At 39.9% G+C, this 16,303-nt stretch carries 16 protein-coding genes; 13 read left to right on the forward strand and 3 right to left on the reverse strand.

Features of this window, described 5'->3' with window-relative positions; all coding sequences use genetic code 11:
* The first annotated feature begins 93 nt into the window (after window positions 1–93).
* The 13 genes from IGI67_RS17465 (at window position 94) to IGI67_RS17525 (ending at window position 12,572) form a co-directional block, all read left to right on the forward strand.
* Entirely contained in the window at window positions 94–1,362 is a 1,269-nt protein-coding gene (locus IGI67_RS17465) for a M20/M25/M40 family metallo-hydrolase (RefSeq protein WP_429958568.1), read from the forward strand.
* Window positions 1,359–2,165, forward strand: a complete 807-nt coding sequence (locus IGI67_RS17470) for a DUF3100 domain-containing protein (RefSeq protein WP_207109917.1) — start codon at window positions 1,359–1,361, stop codon at window positions 2,163–2,165. Before IGI67_RS17465 ends, IGI67_RS17470 begins: the two co-directional genes overlap by 4 nt.
* Complete coding sequence (locus IGI67_RS17475) at window positions 2,146–2,634, forward strand: hypothetical protein (protein WP_207109918.1); 489 nt, start codon at window positions 2,146–2,148, stop codon at window positions 2,632–2,634. The genes IGI67_RS17470 and IGI67_RS17475 overlap by 20 nt, the downstream gene beginning before the upstream one ends.
* A gap of 166 nt (window positions 2,635–2,800) precedes the next feature.
* A complete protein-coding gene (gene nagB / locus IGI67_RS17480; protein ID WP_207109919.1) occupies window positions 2,801–3,502 on the forward strand; it encodes a glucosamine-6-phosphate deaminase in 702 nt (233 codons plus the stop codon).
* A gap of 245 nt (window positions 3,503–3,747) precedes the next feature.
* On the forward strand, window positions 3,748–4,374 hold the full coding sequence (locus IGI67_RS17485; protein ID WP_429958665.1) for a CatB-related O-acetyltransferase: 627 nt from the start codon (window positions 3,748–3,750) through the stop codon (window positions 4,372–4,374).
* Between the two features lie 89 nt (window positions 4,375–4,463).
* On the forward strand, window positions 4,464–5,174 hold the full coding sequence (locus IGI67_RS17490; protein ID WP_429958569.1) for a pseudouridine synthase: 711 nt from the start codon (window positions 4,464–4,466) through the stop codon (window positions 5,172–5,174).
* Between the two features lie 73 nt (window positions 5,175–5,247).
* Window positions 5,248–5,952, forward strand: a complete 705-nt coding sequence (locus IGI67_RS17495; RefSeq protein ID WP_207109921.1) for an MgtC/SapB family protein — start codon at window positions 5,248–5,250, stop codon at window positions 5,950–5,952.
* Window positions 5,953–6,150: 198 nt separating this feature from the next.
* Window positions 6,151–6,621, forward strand: a complete 471-nt coding sequence (gene tnpA, locus IGI67_RS17500; RefSeq protein ID WP_429956540.1) for an IS200/IS605 family transposase — start codon at window positions 6,151–6,153, stop codon at window positions 6,619–6,621.
* A 254-nt stretch (window positions 6,622–6,875) separates the two neighbouring features.
* Window positions 6,876–7,349, forward strand: a complete 474-nt coding sequence (gene tnpA / locus IGI67_RS17505) for an IS200/IS605 family transposase (protein WP_429956784.1) — start codon at window positions 6,876–6,878, stop codon at window positions 7,347–7,349.
* 201 nt (window positions 7,350–7,550) lie between these two features.
* Window positions 7,551–8,225, forward strand: a complete 675-nt coding sequence (locus IGI67_RS17510) for a response regulator transcription factor (RefSeq protein ID WP_429958570.1) — start codon at window positions 7,551–7,553, stop codon at window positions 8,223–8,225.
* Window positions 8,198–9,325, forward strand: coding sequence for a sensor histidine kinase (locus IGI67_RS17515; RefSeq protein WP_429958571.1), 1,128 nt, complete (start codon window positions 8,198–8,200; stop codon window positions 9,323–9,325). Before IGI67_RS17510 ends, IGI67_RS17515 begins: the two co-directional genes overlap by 28 nt.
* Before the next feature lie 103 nt (window positions 9,326–9,428).
* The gene (locus IGI67_RS17520) at window positions 9,429–10,088 is read left to right on the forward strand and encodes an ABC transporter ATP-binding protein (RefSeq protein ID WP_207108917.1); all 660 of its coding nucleotides are present in this window, start codon (window positions 9,429–9,431) and stop codon (window positions 10,086–10,088) included.
* Window positions 10,089–12,572, forward strand: a complete 2,484-nt coding sequence (locus IGI67_RS17525; RefSeq protein ID WP_429958572.1) for an ABC transporter permease — start codon at window positions 10,089–10,091, stop codon at window positions 12,570–12,572.
* A 42-nt stretch (window positions 12,573–12,614) separates the two neighbouring features.
* Here the strand turns inward: IGI67_RS17525 and nrdF are convergent, their stop codons facing one another.
* The 3 genes from nrdF to nrdH form a co-directional block, all read right to left on the reverse strand.
* Window positions 12,615–13,580: a class 1b ribonucleoside-diphosphate reductase subunit beta gene (gene nrdF, locus IGI67_RS17530; RefSeq protein ID WP_207108915.1), complete on the reverse strand. Its 966-nt coding sequence runs from the start codon at window positions 13,578–13,580 to the stop codon at window positions 12,615–12,617.
* A 116-nt stretch (window positions 13,581–13,696) separates the two neighbouring features.
* Window positions 13,697–15,856: a class 1b ribonucleoside-diphosphate reductase subunit alpha gene (nrdE, locus tag IGI67_RS17535; RefSeq protein WP_207108914.1), complete on the reverse strand. Its 2,160-nt coding sequence runs from the start codon at window positions 15,854–15,856 to the stop codon at window positions 13,697–13,699.
* Between the two features lie 164 nt (window positions 15,857–16,020).
* Window positions 16,021–16,239 (reverse strand): glutaredoxin-like protein NrdH, encoded by a 219-nt coding sequence (gene nrdH, locus IGI67_RS17540; protein WP_010780000.1) that lies wholly within the window; start codon window positions 16,237–16,239, stop codon window positions 16,021–16,023.
* Window positions 16,240–16,303: the final 64 nt, after the last annotated feature.

Below are 16,303 nucleotides of genomic sequence, written 5' to 3' on the forward strand. Positions count from 1 at the left end.
ATGTCTAGTACTAGATTATCGATTTTTTGACTTTTCTTCTGAAGTAATTTTTCGTGCTTTCGGCTTTTCCATTATAAAACAAGGAGGAATCAAATGACGACATTTGCTGATTATTATCATCATTTGAAAGAGTTCACAGAAGATTTATTTCTACATCCTGAGTTAGGTTACAAGGAGCATCGGACATCCAATAAAGTGATTGAAGAATTGAAACGTATCAATCCACAGATTGAATATTCTAAATTTTCTGAAACGGGAGTTAAAACTTTTTTATCTACGGATAAGAAAAAAACACTGGGCTTTATTGCAGAGCTTGATGCTGTTTATGCGCCAACACATTTTCAAGCAGATGCTGAAACAGGGGCAGCGCACAACTGTGGTCATTTTACTCAAGTTGCAATTGCTCTCTCTTTGTATGATCATTTCGTTAAGACTCAATCATATAACGAGCTGGATTTCAATTTATGCTTTATTTTTATACCTGCGGAAGAGTATCTGGACCTGGATTTTCGCAAGGAGCTTCGAGCGGCCGGCAAGATTCAGTTTTTAGGCGGCAAGCCAGAAGCGATGTCATTGGGAATATTTGATGACGTGGATTTTGGCGTGTGTGTTCACGCTATCGGAGAAGTATTTGACCGTCCGACAATTGAGGTTAATTGTGATTTGGCCGGTTTTTTGTATAAGCGTTACCATTTTTCTGGAAAAGCTGTTCATGCAGGATTTGATCCATTTTCAGGGATCAATGCCTACAGTATATCGACTTTATTCAACACAGCAATTGGATTGAGTCGTCAGCAGTTTAAGGATACGGAGTCGATTCGGGTAAATCCGATCGTGATGGACAGTGATATGTCGACGAACGTGATCCCGAATCATATCACAGTGGGCACCGATCTGCGCTGCAAGACACTGGAATACATGCCGGAAGTTGCGCGTAAACTGGATCGTGCTGCACAAGGTAGTGCCTATGCTTTAGAAGGAGAAGTATCGATTGAAACAGAAATGGGCTATTTGCCATTTGTTCAGGATCGATATTTGAATAGCTTTGTAGAGCGAACGTTTGCGAAATTCGACAAAATCCCAGATATTATCGATGATCGTGGGGGAATTGCGGCTGCTGGTGATATTGGTGATTTGGCATTCATGATGCCTTGTATCCAAATCAGTTATGGTGGTTTTGAAGGAACGATTCACGGAGATGATTTTAAAATGATCGACCCAGAATTTGTCTTAGAGACTTTTCCTGAGTTTTTAGCAGAGGTGCTAAAAGAAATGTCCGGTAATTTGGACGAGACAAAATTCTATCGTCGTTCATTTAAGGAATATAAAGAGTTGATTGATTCAATTGGAGGGAATGTATGAAAAAGCAGTTGGTTTGGCTAGTTGGTTTTGTGGTTGCAGTAGTAACGATCGCAGAAATGATCGGGATGCAATTCATTTCATTGGGAAGTACGACGATTACCGTTTTACCGTTAGTATTTTCTGTTTTATTAGCAATGCTATTTGGTTTGCCAGTAATCCGCAAAGGACTTATCGCAAAAATTTATTCAAAGAGCAATATTCAATTTTCTGCTAAATACTTATTGTATATCATGTTGCCGTTGATGGCGCGTTACGGAGCCGATGTCGCCCCAAGGTTAAAAGAGATCTTGACAGTTGGCTGGGTATTTTTGTTTCAGGAGTTGGGAAATGTCGGTACGGTACTTATCGGTTTGCCAATAGCACTTATGTTAGGCTTACGTCGTGAAGCGATTGGTGCAACTTTAGGATTGGGCCGCGAAGGGGAGCTAGCATATATTTCTGAGAAATACACGCTGGATTCTGCCGAAGGTCGTGGTGTGCTGTCGCTTTATTTGATTGGAACGTTGTTTGGTTCGATCTTCTTCAGTATTTTTGCCCCAATCATGGCAGGCTTAGGTTTTGACTATCGGGCATTGGCGATGAGCTCTGGAGTTGGTTCTGCCAGCATGATGACCGCAGCTTCTTCATCATTGATTGCCTTAATGCCTGAAAATGAAACAACGATTGCTGCTTATGCGGCGGCAAGTCAATTGCTAACTAGTTTTTTAGGAACGTATACGATGGTCTTTATTGCGGTTCCGTTACAGCGATTCATGTATAACTTACTGACAGGAGGATCACGTCGTGGAAAAGAAACAATCTAATGAATATATCAAAATCTCTCTGGTCTTATTATTGAGCATTACCTTGATCTTATTCACGCAAGGAATCAAGCTGCTTAAAAATCCTGAATCAACACCAATTACCTTTAATACGATTCAAGGGTTAGTAGTATTATGGGCCTTCTCTATGATCGGTGTGTTTATCTCAACGTTGGTAAAGAAAACAAACATCAAAATTTTAGCCGATTTTCCAATTCTTGGCTGGGTATCGTTGACTTCATTATTTTTCTGTCTGCTTTCTGACTTTTTTGTTCAAGCAATTGCAGGAGTTGATTTTTTGTCGATTACTACACCGATTTTAGCCTTTGCAGGTCTTTCGGTAGCAGATAGTTTGATGGATTTGCGGAAAACATCTTGGAAGGTAGCGATTGTTGCGATCTTTGTTTTTATCGGTACCTATTTAGGAAGTGCGGTTATTGCTCAGATCGGATTGCTGTTATCTGGCAAATAATTTGGCTAGCTGAAGGAGCAAATCTTGCTTCTTCAGTTTTTTTGTATTGAATTCTTGAGCTATTAAAGAGGAAAACTTCTTGGGCCGAGCTAGACTTTGTTGTTGCAAATCGGATAAAAGGGTGTTAAAATTGGTGTATACCAAATTGAAAAAGGAGCGTTTACCCATGAAAGTAATTCGTGTGAAAGATGCCAACGAAGGCGGAAAAAAAGCATTTGAAATCATCAAAGATGGAATGGAAAACGGCGTAAAAGTATTAGGATTAGCAACAGGCAGTACTCCTGAAACTTTATATAAAGAAATGACTTCTAGTGATTTAGATTTTTCAGAAATGACTTCTGTAAACCTAGATGAATATGTTGGACTAGCTGGCGACGATGTACAAAGCTACCGCTATTTTATGAACGATCAATTATTCAACCAAAAACCATTTAAAGAAACATTCGTACCAAATGGTAAGGCAGAAGATCTAGAAGCTGAATGCAAACGTTACGACGGTGTCATCGCTGATCATCCAATCGATTTACAAGTATTAGGAATCGGTCGCAATGCCCACATCGGGTTCAACGAACCAGGAACACCATTTGATGTAACAACTCACGTAGTTGAATTAACGGAATCAACTATCGAAGCAAACAAACGCAACTTCGATAAAGTTGAAGATGTGCCAACTCATGCATTATCAATGGGGATTGGTTCAATCATGAAGAGTAAAAAAATCTTGTTGATGGCTTTTGGAACAGATAAAGCGGATGCGATCAAAGACATGATCGAAGGATCAGTGACTACAGATGTACCTGCAAGTATTTTACAAAACCATGATGATGTAACAGTTATCATTGACGAAGATGCAGCAAGCAAACTATAAGAAATTTTTTAGTGCCAAGGAAATTTTCCTTGGTACTTTTTTTGGTCAAGAGCAGGATTGATCAGTGGTATACTATTTTAAAGAATATCGAATAGGCATTAGGAGTGTGAGCAGATGAGAAGGTGCATTGTTTAGGCTGGAATAGTATAGGAAACTAATCACTAGTAGTTGATTAGTGGAGCAATGAGAGACAATGTATTTCTCATTGCTGGTAAAAAAATTCTTTAAAATAGGAGTGATGGACTATTCCAGCAGAAAAACGTTATCCAAGAAGCGGTGATCATGAGACGATTTATTTAAAATCAGCAATTACACGACCGAATATTGTTGTCGGCGACTATACGATTTACAATGACTATCGCAATGATCCCTGCAAATTTGAGCAGAACAACGTATTGTATCAGTATCCCATTAATCATGACCGATTGATCATCGGAAAATTTTGTTCGATCGCTTGTGGTGCGACGTTCATTTTTAACAGTGCCAACCATCGACAATCAGCTCTTTCTACCTACACGTTTCCTCTATTTTATGAGGAGTGGCAGCTAGATAAAGAGCAAGTAACATCCGCTTGGGACAACAAAGGAGATATCGTGATCGGAAATGATGTATGGATCGGTTATGAAGCAACGATTTTATCTGGAGTAACCATTGGTGATGGTGCGATCATCGGAGCGAAGGCAGTCGTTACAAAAGATGTTCCGGCGTATAGTGTTGTTGGCGGTGTGCCCGCAAAAGAAATCAAGCAGCGATTTGATTCAAAAACGATCCAAAAGCTGCAGCAATTGAAATGGTGGGAGTGGCCGCATGAAAAGATCCAAAGGGCTATCCCATATTTGAAAAATGGCGATGTTGATCAATTGATGAGTTAGAAACCAAAGCTTAGTCGTAATTTCGACTGAGCTTGCTTCTTTTGTATCTTTTGCTATAGTGAAAAGGAGAAAATTAGTCGGAGGAAATTATGCGTTTAGATAAATTTTTGGCAGAAGCTGGCTTAGGCAGCCGCAAAGAAGTTAAACAGCTGATTAAAAAAGGACAAATTAGCGTGAATCAGCAAATCGAAAGAACAGACAAAAAACAGATTGATCCAGAAAAGGATATCGTTGACTATCAAGGGGAGAACCTGCATTATCAAGAGTTTTATTACTATCTATTGCACAAACCAGCAGGGGTGGTGAGCGCAACGGAGGACACGCGTGATCGGACTGTCATGGACTTATTTTCTCCCGCAGATTATCGGAGTGATCTATTTCCTGTTGGCCGTTTGGATAAAGACACTGAAGGCTTGCTACTGATCACCAATGATGGGAAATTGGCTCATGAACTGCTTTCTCCTAGAAAACATGTGGAGAAGGAATACTTTGCGGAAGTTCTTGGAGTAATGACTGCCGAAGATCAGGATCGTTTTCGCAGCGGGGAAATCATGTTGGATGGGGAACTCGCCTTACCAGCAGAATTATTCATTGATGAAGCGGATGCGGAAACGTCAAAAGTTCGCATTATCTTGCATGAGGGAAAATTTCATCAGGTCAAACGAATGGTCAAAGCCTGCGGAAAGGAAGTAACCTACCTAAAAAGAATTCGAATGGGAAAAGTAGCTTTACCTGAGGAGTTGGCTAAGGGCAAGTATCGTTCGTTGACGGAGGATGAATTACGAGCATTAAAGGGTTGAGAGCCTCCCTATTTTTGTAGCCGTGCTATACTAGAAGTGAAGAGATTTTTATGGAACAGGAGATGGTGCGCAAATGGATTTGAAATTATCTGTTTATGAAATTATGCTGCGATTGTTTTTAGCTATGATCATGGGCGGTGCCATCGGTATTGAGCGGGAGTACAAAAATCGTCCCGCAGGAATTCGGACCCACATCTTGGTTTGTATGGGCGCGACCATCATCGCTTTGATTCAGGTAGAAATCGCGGACCAGGCGTTGCGCTATGCTGCGGCTAAACCAGAATTTGTCGGTGTTGTTCGAGCGGATGAAGCCCGGTTAATTGCGCAAGTCGTCAGCGGGATCGGTTTTCTTGGCGCTGGGACGATCATGGTCAGCAATCGTTCTGTCAAAGGATTAACTACGGCGGCTTCGATCTGGGCAGGAGCTGGTTTAGGTATTGCGATTGGGATGGGGTATTATACAATTGCAATCTGCAGCTTTATTGGGATTATGTTAGCCTTGACTGTAGTGAAACGAATCATCAAAATCAATGCCATCAAGAAGCTGGAGATTCGTTACATTCATCGAGAAGCGACTAAAGAGTTTATCATGAACTATTTTGAGAGCAAAAAGATCGAAGTAGAAGATGTGGATTTCGACGTGGATTTCATGGATGACTACCGTATCTACACGAATGTTTATACGATTGATTTGCCGAGAGGAATGAATTATACTGATGTGATCGAGGATCTATCCATGTATAAAAACATTACGAAACTACGAATGATCAATGTTTAAAAGAGAGGATAAAATCATTTTACTGATGATTTTGTCCTCTTTTATTAATGACTTCAGTCAGTTTCGCTCGTGTTAGCGAGTGAAACAAAAAAACCGCGCGTTTCTACGCGTGGACGAAAGAGCTTTAGCGTTAAAAACTCCTTTCGATATACTACTAAGTGGCTACCAACCGCTCATTTTATCGAAAGGAGTTTTTCTATGCCATCAAATGACGACAAAAGTTTATCACATACACGCTGGAATTGTAAGTACCACATCGTGTTCACACCAAAATACAGAAGAAAAGTAATTTATGGTGAGTTAAGAAAAGATATCGGAAGAATTTTGCGTAAACTTTGTGAGATGAAAGAAGTAGAAATCATCGAAGCTCATGCAATGCCAGATCATATCCACATGTTAGTAAGAGTTCCACCGAAAATAAGCATTTCTCAGTTCATGGGATTTTTAAAAGGCAGAAGTGCGACTCTGATCCATGAGCAGCATGGAAACTTAGTCTATAAATATGGGAATAAAAGTTTCTGGTCTAAAGGATATTACGTAAGTACAGTGGGGTTGAATCAAAAGACAATCGCAAAATATATAAGAGAGCAGGAATCAGATGATCGTATTCGAGATAGTATAAGTAAACGAGAATACGTTGATCCATTCAAGAGTAAGAAAAAGAAATAAAGTAGCGAGCGCCGAGCGGTTGGCGGTCTTTTGGGAAGCTCCATTTATGGAGTACGTGAGTGGGGACCTCTTCTAGAGGTGTTAAAAAGCCACCCGTTTTCACGGGTGGATGGGTTACTTGTATGTTTTGAAAACCATAGGCTATGCCTATGGTTCCAGAGAGCTTCCAGCGTGGTATTAAAAAAGCCTCCCAAAATTGATAAACTGATGATGGTTTCCCGACCGCATCACAATCAAATTTAGGAGGTATCCTTATGATGAAGGATAAAGAAAGTTTAGCACACTCAAAATGGAGATGTAAGTATCATATTGTATTTGCACCAAAATATCGTAGACAAATCATTTATGGGAAATATAGAGAAAGTATCGGAGCAATCATCCGTAAGCTTTGCGAAAGAAAAGGGGTAGAAATTCATGAAGCAAATGCTTGTAAGGATCACGTTCATCTTCTTGTCAGCATTCCACCAAAGCTAAGTGTGGCTCAATTTATGGGATATTTAAAAGGAAAAAGCAGCTTAATGATATTCGATCGACATGCGGAGTTGAAATATCGATATGGGAATCGTAAATTTTGGTGTCGCGGATACTATGTGGATACGGTTGGTCGAAATAAGGAACAGATAGCAGAATACATTCGTAAACAACTCAAAGAAGATCATGTAGCGGACCAGTTAACGTTGTTTGAAGAAGTAGATCCATTTACAGGAGAAAAAAACAAGAAGAAATAAAGAGAGATTCTTTTAGAATCAGCGAGTAGATGTGGTGCGGGAGGAAGCCTTCAGATGGCCTTTCAGGCCAAGGCCGGTAATAGAGGCTTTCAGCCGAAGAGCAAACCACCCGTTTCACGGGTGGTTTTGATTTTAAAGGATGTTGTCAGGCTCTGTGTTCATTGATACAGTTAATAGTAAGAACGGCAGTTGGAGGAAAAAATGGGGAAAATTCTTTTGTTAGAAGATGATACTAATTTGAATAACGGGATTCAATTGTGCTTGAGCAGAGAAGGCTATGAAGTAGCGGCATGCCTAGATATTGCATCAGCAGAGGTGAGCTTCCAGCAGAATGAGATCGATTTGATTATCAGCGATCTTTCTTTACCTGACGGCAGCGGATTGGATTTTTGTCAGAGAGTTCGTGAACAGTCGAATGTTTTAATTTTGATGCTGACTTCTTATAGTCAGGAGCATGATATTGTGACTGGCTATGTTCATGGGGCGGATGATTATATGACTAAGCCTTTTAGTTTAATGGTCCTAGTATCTAAGGTACAAGCAATGATGAAACGGGTAGAAAGAACGCAGGGGCAAGAGTTGGTATCAGGAGAGTTATCAGTTTCTTTGACTGAAATGAAGGTCAAGTTGTATGGTGAACTCCTGTCGCTAAGTAAGACAGAGATTCAATTGCTGATTCTATTTATGGAGAATCCGAAGCAAATTTTATCCTCAGAACAATTGTTGAATCAGATTTGGGATACAAAAGGGGATTATGTTGATACAAATACCGTCTCAGTCAATATCAGCCGCCTGCGGCAAAAGGTCGGCAAGGAGCGGATCAAAACAGTTCGAGGAGTGGGGTATCTATGGATCAACGACGTTCAAAAAAAATAATTCTGCTCTATGTTTTGTTTTCTTTGCTTTTCGTTACACTAGTTATGGTTCAAAATTTACGGATGCGTTCAGAACTTCTGCAAGATCAGCAAGCAACGTTAGCCTTGTTAAATAAAGAAGAATCATTTTCTGAAGCAAAGCTAATTGAGGGTTTTGATGAACCTAAAACAGCCGATTTGATAGCAGAAGGGAAAAAGCTGGAAACAAAATACGGATTGTTAGGAAAGATGAGCCTAGCTCATCTTTTAAATACCTTTATTTTCTGCAATTTTGCAGTTTTCAGTCTGGGCTGGCTGCTTTTTTCACTACTTTTCTATTGGTTACTACGAAAAAAAAGAACGCTTCATCATCAATTAGAGGAGAAAACGAATGAATATGAAGAAACGCTTGCTTATAATGAGTTGATGCTGCGGCGAAGTCAACGCGAAGAGGGAGATTTAAAATCCAGTATTACCGACATCACTCATCAATTAAAAACCCCCGTTGCTTCATTGAAACTAAGCTTAGACATCGCTCTTTCAGAACAATACGAAGAACAAGAACGAAAAAAATTTGCGGAGCAAGCAGAAGTACAGATTAATAAACTGGGCTTAATGCTGGATGGGCTAGGTAAAATTTCGCAATTGGAAACAGAATTAATTCAATTACATCCCCAGAAAGTTTCCTTGCAGCAGCTCTTAACTCAAGCAGTTAACAGTGTGATTATGAAGGCTGTTGAAAAGGAAATTGAGCTGGAGGTTGAACTGTCAGAGGAATCATTTGTTCTGGTTGATAAAAAATGGACGCTTGAAGCTTTGGGAAATGTTTTAGAGAATGCCATTAAGTATTCACCAAAGAAAACAACGGTTGTAGTCCAAACGTCGTTGTTAATCACATATGTTTTAGTAGAGGTTAAGGATCAGGGGCCTGGCATTCCTAAAGAAGAACAAAATAAAATCTACCAACGCTTTTATCGCGGAAAAAATAGTGCGTCTGTAGAAGGCTCGGGAGTGGGACTGTATCTTACTCGAAAGATCATTGAGGAGCAAGGCGGGACAGTATTAGTGAAACGCCGCCAACCAAGGGGCTCTAATTTTCAATTAACGTTGCCGCTAGCGTAACCTCCTATTCTTACAAAATTGTTATGTTCGTTGAAAGAATCCTGCAAGGGTTCTTTTTTATACTAAGGGTATAGAAATGAGAGCAGGAAAGAAGGAGAAAAAAATGATTTTAACAATTAGGGATTTAGTAAAACATTATAATGACGGGAGTTCAATCGTAAAGGCGGTTGACCATATCGATCTAGAGGTAGAAAAAGGGGATTTTGTTGCTATTGTGGGTAAATCAGGTTCAGGTAAAAGCACCTTATTGAACTTAATCGGCGGCTTGGATCGGCCTGATTCAGGACAAGTGATCATTGATGGGAAAAATGTTTTTCGTATGAAGGATGAGCAATTAGCTGTTTTTCGCCGACAAAAGATTGGGTTCATTTTCCAGAATTACAATTTAATTCCATCATTGAATGTGTGGGAGAATGTCGTTTTACCTATCGGCTTAGATAATCGAAAAGTAAATACTGCGTTTATTGAAGAGTTGTTAACGACGATTGGTTTAAATGATCGAAAAAAAGCTTTGCCAAGCATGCTTTCCGGCGGACAGCAGCAGCGTGTGGCAATTGCTCGTGCGATCGCTGCAGAACCAGCAATCATTTTAGCGGATGAACCGACAGGAAACTTAGATACAAAAACAGAGTTAGAAGTGATGTCATTATTAAAACGATCGGTAGAAGCATTCGGCCAGACATTGATCATGATTACCCATGATGAAGGGATTGCACAAACAGCGGATCATATCGTTCACATTGAAGACGGGCGGGTGATCTAAATGAAGATGACCAGTAAAGTGGCTTTGGCCAACACAAAGTATCATAAAGGAAAAAATCTTTTATCTGGAATCGCCATTATTTTGACTAGTGTATTAGTTTTCTTAATCACTTCAATTGGATTAGGTGTCGTAAATGTTCAGAATGCAGCTGTAAATAAAGTGTACCCAACATGGCATGCGATGTATCGTGATGTTTCGGAGGAAAATAAAGGGAAAATTGCCCAGCATGAAGCAATCAATGAATACGGATTGCGGCAAGATATTGGGGAGTCTGTTCTAAATGAAAAAGATTACATCCTGATCAGCTACTTAGATAAGGGTGCTCAAAAATTAGTGAAGCAAACATTTACTGAAGGACATGAGCCTAAAAAGAGCAATGACGCGGTTCTTTCTCGTAATGCGTTAAAGGAACTTGGTTATCCGGCTGCTAAAATTGGTGATACGATCAAAATTCCGATCCAGATTTATGAAGAGGACGGCATGGGTCTGCAGCAGGAAATGACCTTTCGCTTAACAGGGTTTTCTCCTGATGGAAAGAATCAAAGTGAAAGAAAAATCTTCTCGATGCTCATTTCGAAAGATTTCATGAATGAAATTATCCCCAAAAACCAACGGAATTATCGTATGATGGTCCGTTTGAAGGAAGAAGCAGCGACTTCAACCGATGCGATTAAGGATCAAGTCAAGGAGATTGGCAAGAATTTTGATGTTATTGAAAGTAATGTCGTTGAAAATAGTGACTATATTTTTGCGAATTATGTGGACCCTGCCTTTTATTCTGGGATGACGATCATTGTAGGCGTTATTTTGATCGCAGGAACGTTGACAATCTACAGTATTTATTATGTATCCTTGATTAATAAGGTTCAGGAATTTGGAAAGCTCGCGGCGCTGGGAGCAACGAAGAGACAGCTGCGACAAATCATTTTAAGAGAAAATTTGATCGTAGCAGGGATCTCGATTCCCGTTGGCTTATTGATCGGAATCGTTACTGTGAAACTCGTTTTCTTTCGACTAATGTCCACGATCCAAAATGATATAGCGACAACTAAGGTCATGCGAGAAGTTTTGGAAAATGGCGAGGTGTCCTTGATCATTCCTTGGATAATAGGGATGACTGTAGGAGTCACACTGCTGACAGTTGTTTTAGCCTCTCTAAAACCAATGCGGCAGGCGAGTAAAATCATGCCTGTAGAGGCAATGCGTTATACGGGACAAACGAAAGGCAAGAAGAAAAAACTTCGCAAAGGTTTTATTAATCTTGATCTGCGGCATTTAGCCAATGCGAATCTATCTCGAAACAAAAAACGAACGTTGATCACGATTTTCTCCTTAGGAATGACCGGTATTTTATTCGTAGTCATCTCGACTGTTTTTAGTTGCATGAATCCACAGCAGATTGCCCGAGATTCGATTGCAGAGGATTATCGACTGAATATTGCCTCAAAAAGCGGCGATAAAATGCGTCCAGACCTTGAATGGACAAAGATTCAACAAAACAATCCTCTGAACGCAGAGATGATGAATCAACTCAAAGCAGTCAAGGGGGTCGAAAAGGTAGAAGCTTTCCAATCAATCACAGGAGAAATCCCAGCGATTAAAGAAGCCGGCACAGACAAACCGATGGGATTATCGGTCGGGGGAATTTCTAAGAGTCAAATGGATTTAATCAAAAGAGATATCAACGAAGGTAGTGCAACCTATGATGAGTTAGATTCTGGCGATAAGGTGGTTGCAACAAGCTATGTGACAACAAATTACCCGGGAATAAAAATTGGCGATACACTGACATTCAGGTTTTTCGATGGGGATCGTTCCTTTGAAAAAGAAATGACGATTATTGCCGGCGGAGATTTTGCAGAATCAATTAGCGGGTATGATAATTTCTTGATGAGTAATGACGCAATAAAGAAATTGTCAAAAAATAATTTGACCTATTATGTCAATATTAAAGCAGCTAAAGGACAAGCAGAGGCAATCCAACCAGCGATTGAGCGTATTGAAGAATCAAATGAGCTTTTCAACCTGAAGAGTTATGAGGAATTTTTGGAACAATGGGAAGGCGCGCTGCAAATGATGACTGGCGCAGGCTATGCCATCATGTTAATTCTTGCGATTGTCGGGATCATGAATCTAACCAATACGACGATCGACAGTATTCTGAGTCGTAAAAAAGAGCTGGGTGTCATGCAAGCAATCGGAATGTCTAATCGGCAAATGAAACGGATGCTTCAAACAGAAGGATTGGTTTATGCTGGCGGTATCCTGTTATTAGGAGTGGGAATTGGCAGTGTCTTAGGATATTTAGTCTATCTATATGCTGAAAGCCATGCACTGATGCAAATAAAGATCTATCAATACCCGTTGCTTCAAGTCCTGCTGATGATAGTATTGGTCATCGTCGTTCAATTGATTCTCACATATGCAACGACCACGATCGTCAATAAAGAGACCGTCATCAAACGAATTCAAGCTTCAGAATAGAAAAACTGCCAGCAATTTTCTGCTGGCAGTTTTTTGTCATTCTTAGTCTAAACCGATCAAATAATCATCATCGTTCATGGCTTCTACTTGACCAAGCAAGTAGCCATTACCGACTTGTGAGAAGAAGTCATGGTTGCTGGTTCCAGTAGAAATCCCATTCATAACGATTGGGTTCACGTCGTCCGCTGTATCTGGGAAGAGCGGGTCCATACCAAGATTCATTAATGCTTTGTTGGCATTATAACGCAAGAAGGTCTTCACTTCTTCACTCCAGCCGATCTCGTCGTACAACTCTTCAGTATAGCGTTCTTCGTTTTCATACAGTTCGTATAATAAATCGTACATCCATTCCTTCAAACGTTCTTGTTCCTCTTCCGTTTGCTCATTAAAGCCGCGTTGGAATTTATAACCAATATACGTTCCATGGACAGATTCATCACGGATAATCAGTTTAATGATTTCTGCTACATTAGCTAATTTGTTATTGCCTAAATAATAAAGCGGTGTGTAGAAACCAGAATAAAATAGGAAGGTTTCTAGAAAAACACTAGCGATTTTCTTTTCTAGCGGCGTCCCATTTTTATAGATTTCATTGATTCGTTCCGCTTTTTTTTGCAGATATTGGTTGGTATTGGTCCATTCAAAAATCTCTTCAATCTCTGCTTTGGTGTTCAAGGTACTGAAAATAGAAGAATAGCTTTTGGCATGGACAGATTCCATGAATTGGATGTTATTGAGTACAGCTTCCTCATGAGGCGTACGAACATCTTCTCTCAGCTGATCCATTCCGCTCTCTGATTGGACAGTATCAAGCAGTGTTAAGCCGCCGAAAACATGTCCGACAACTGTTTTTTCTAAAGGTGACAGCTTGCGCCAATCATCCAAATCGTTTGATAGCGGAATCCGCGTATCCAACCAAAATTGTTCTGTTAGTTTTTCCCACGTCGATTTATCGATGACGTCTTCGATCTCATTCCAATTAATGGCTTCATAATAAGTTTCTGCCATGGATAGTCCTCCTTATTTCCTTCAAGGGAATCATTCTCGTAAAGCGAAAAATGCAGCTGATGTTCGTCATTCATAGCTTTACCTCTCGAACCGAGGTGCGAGAGGTAATAGTTATTTTAGATTACACAGCTTTCACATTGGTTTGAGCCGATTTCTTCAGCATCATCCGTAAAGGTCCGAACATAATAAATAGATTTGCAACCTTTATAGAAAGCATAGTTACGTAGAATATTCAGATCACGTGTGGTTTGTTTGCTTTCTGTTTTCCATTCATACAAGCCTTCAGGAATTTCAGAGCGCATGAACAAGGTCAAACTCATTCCTTGATCGATATGCTGTTGAGCAGTCGCATAGACGTCGATCACTTTACGCATATCCATATCGTAGGCAGAAGTATAATAAGGCAAGGTATCATTATTCAAGTAAGGTGCTGGATAATAGATCTTACCGATTTTCTTTTCTTGACGTTCTTCAATCAAACGAGTGATCGGGTGCAAGCTGGCACTTGTATCGTTGATATAAGAGATTGAACCATTTGGTGCAACCGCTAAGCGATTTTGGTGATACAATCCATCCTTTTGAACGGCTGCTTTTAAGTTTTCCCAGTCTTCAGCAGTTGGAACGAAGATATCTTTGAAAATTTCTTTGACCTTATCTGTTTTAGGCGTGAATTCGCCAGTTGTGTATTTATCAAAATATGAACCATCCGCATAAGTTGATTTTTCAAAGTTATGGAAAACAGTTTTGCGCTCCTTCGCCAGTTCATTGCTTTCCATTAATGTCCAATAGTTCAGCAAAGTGAAGTAAATATTAGTAAAGTCGATTGATTCCTCTGAACCGTATTCCATCAAATGTTTTGCAAAGAAGCTGTGCAAGCCCATCGCACCTAAACCGATTGTGTGATTCAGTTTATTGCCATTTTGAATAGAAGGAACCACTTCGATATCTGATTCATCCGTAACAAAGGTCAGAGCACGAACCATTGTCCGAACCGATTGACCAAAATCAGGACTTTCCATTAAATTAACGATATTTGTTGATCCTAAGTTACAAGAAATATCCGTTCCTAGTACATCGTATTCTTGACGTCCGTTGATCGTAGAAGGTGTTTGTACCTGTAGGATTTCAGAACAAAGATTACTCATGACGATCTTTCCGTCAATTGGATTGGCCCGATTTGCCGTATCAATGTTGATGATATATGGGTAACCAGATTCTTGCTGCAATTTAGAAATTTCGTTTTCTAGATCACGGGCACGAATCTTTTTCTTGCGAATATTTGGATTTGCGACTAAGTTATCGTATTCCTTAGTAATATCTACATAGGAATAAGGGACACCGTATTCACGTTCGACACCGTAAGGGCTGAACAAATACATATCCTCATTTTTGCGAGCCAGTTCATAAAACTTATCCGGCACAGTTACACCAAGTGAAAGAGTCTTCACACGGATTTTTTCATCGGCGTTTTCTTTTTTTGCAGATAAGAACATTTCAATATCTGGATGGAAAACATCTAAGTAAACGACACCTGCACCTTGACGTTGGCCTAATTGGTTTGAATAAGAGAAGCTGTCTTCGAATAGCTTCATAACTGGAACGACTCCGCTTGCAGCACCATCGTAGCCCTTGATTGGTGAACCAGCTTCACGCAGATTCGACAAATTGATCCCTACACCGCCGCCGATTCGTGATAGCTGCAATGCTGAATTGATTGAACGGCCGATGCTGTTCATATCATCAGTTACTTGAATTAAGAAACAAGAGACTAATTCACCACGACGCTTCCGTCCCGCATTCAGGAAAGAAGGAGTAGCTGGTTGATAACGCTGGTGGATCATTTCATCTGCTAATGATAACGCCAATTTTTCATCGCCATCAGCAAAATATAGGGCATTGAAGGCTACCCGGTCTTCATAACTTTCTAAATATTCTGTACCTGCATTATCCTTCAAAGCGTATTGCGAGTAGAATTTATATGCAGCCATAAATGATTTAAATGTGAAATTTTGGTCCGCTAAGTAATTGAAGAGCTTTTCGATAAAAGCAGGAGTATACTTTGCAATAAACGCTGCTTCCAAAAAATCTTCTTCTATTAAATAGTTAATTTTTTCTTGCACCGAAGAAAAGGTGCGCGTGTTCGGTACAACATTTTCTTTGAAAAAAGCAGTTAAAGCTTCTTTATCTTTGTTTAGCGGTATCTGTCCATTCACTGGACGGTTGATTTCGTTGTTCAACTTGAAGTAAGATACTTCACCTAAGTCCTTTAAACTCATTTCGTCACATCTTTCCTTTTTTCTATCTATTCCGTTTTAGCCTAGCAAACTATTTTTTTTTGCACAATAACCTTTGGCCTAAACTTATTGCAGTAGGGGCCGGGTAATAAAGCTGTGCTATATAAAGAAGAAAACTTTGCAATCGTGGATCGCAAAGTTTCGAATTACGCTAATGCTTTCAATTGATCTGGACGGAAACCGATGATTGCCTGTTGTCCGCCGAAAATAACTGGGACACTTTGGAAACCTTGATCTTTTAGAAAACCTAGAGCTTCGGGTTCATTGTCGATATTGACCTCTTCGAATGAAATATGATTTTCAGTTAAATAACGTTTCGCCATTTTACATTGCATGCAATTATTTTTTGAATAGACTTTTACCATAAGACTACCTCCCTTGATTTCTACAATTACTAGTATAAAAGATGTAGGGAAAAAGTCAATCGTT

It is taken from the genome of Enterococcus sp. AZ196, from assembly GCF_050498845.1.
Lineage (GTDB): Bacteria > Bacillota > Bacilli > Lactobacillales > Enterococcaceae > Enterococcus_A > Enterococcus_A murrayae.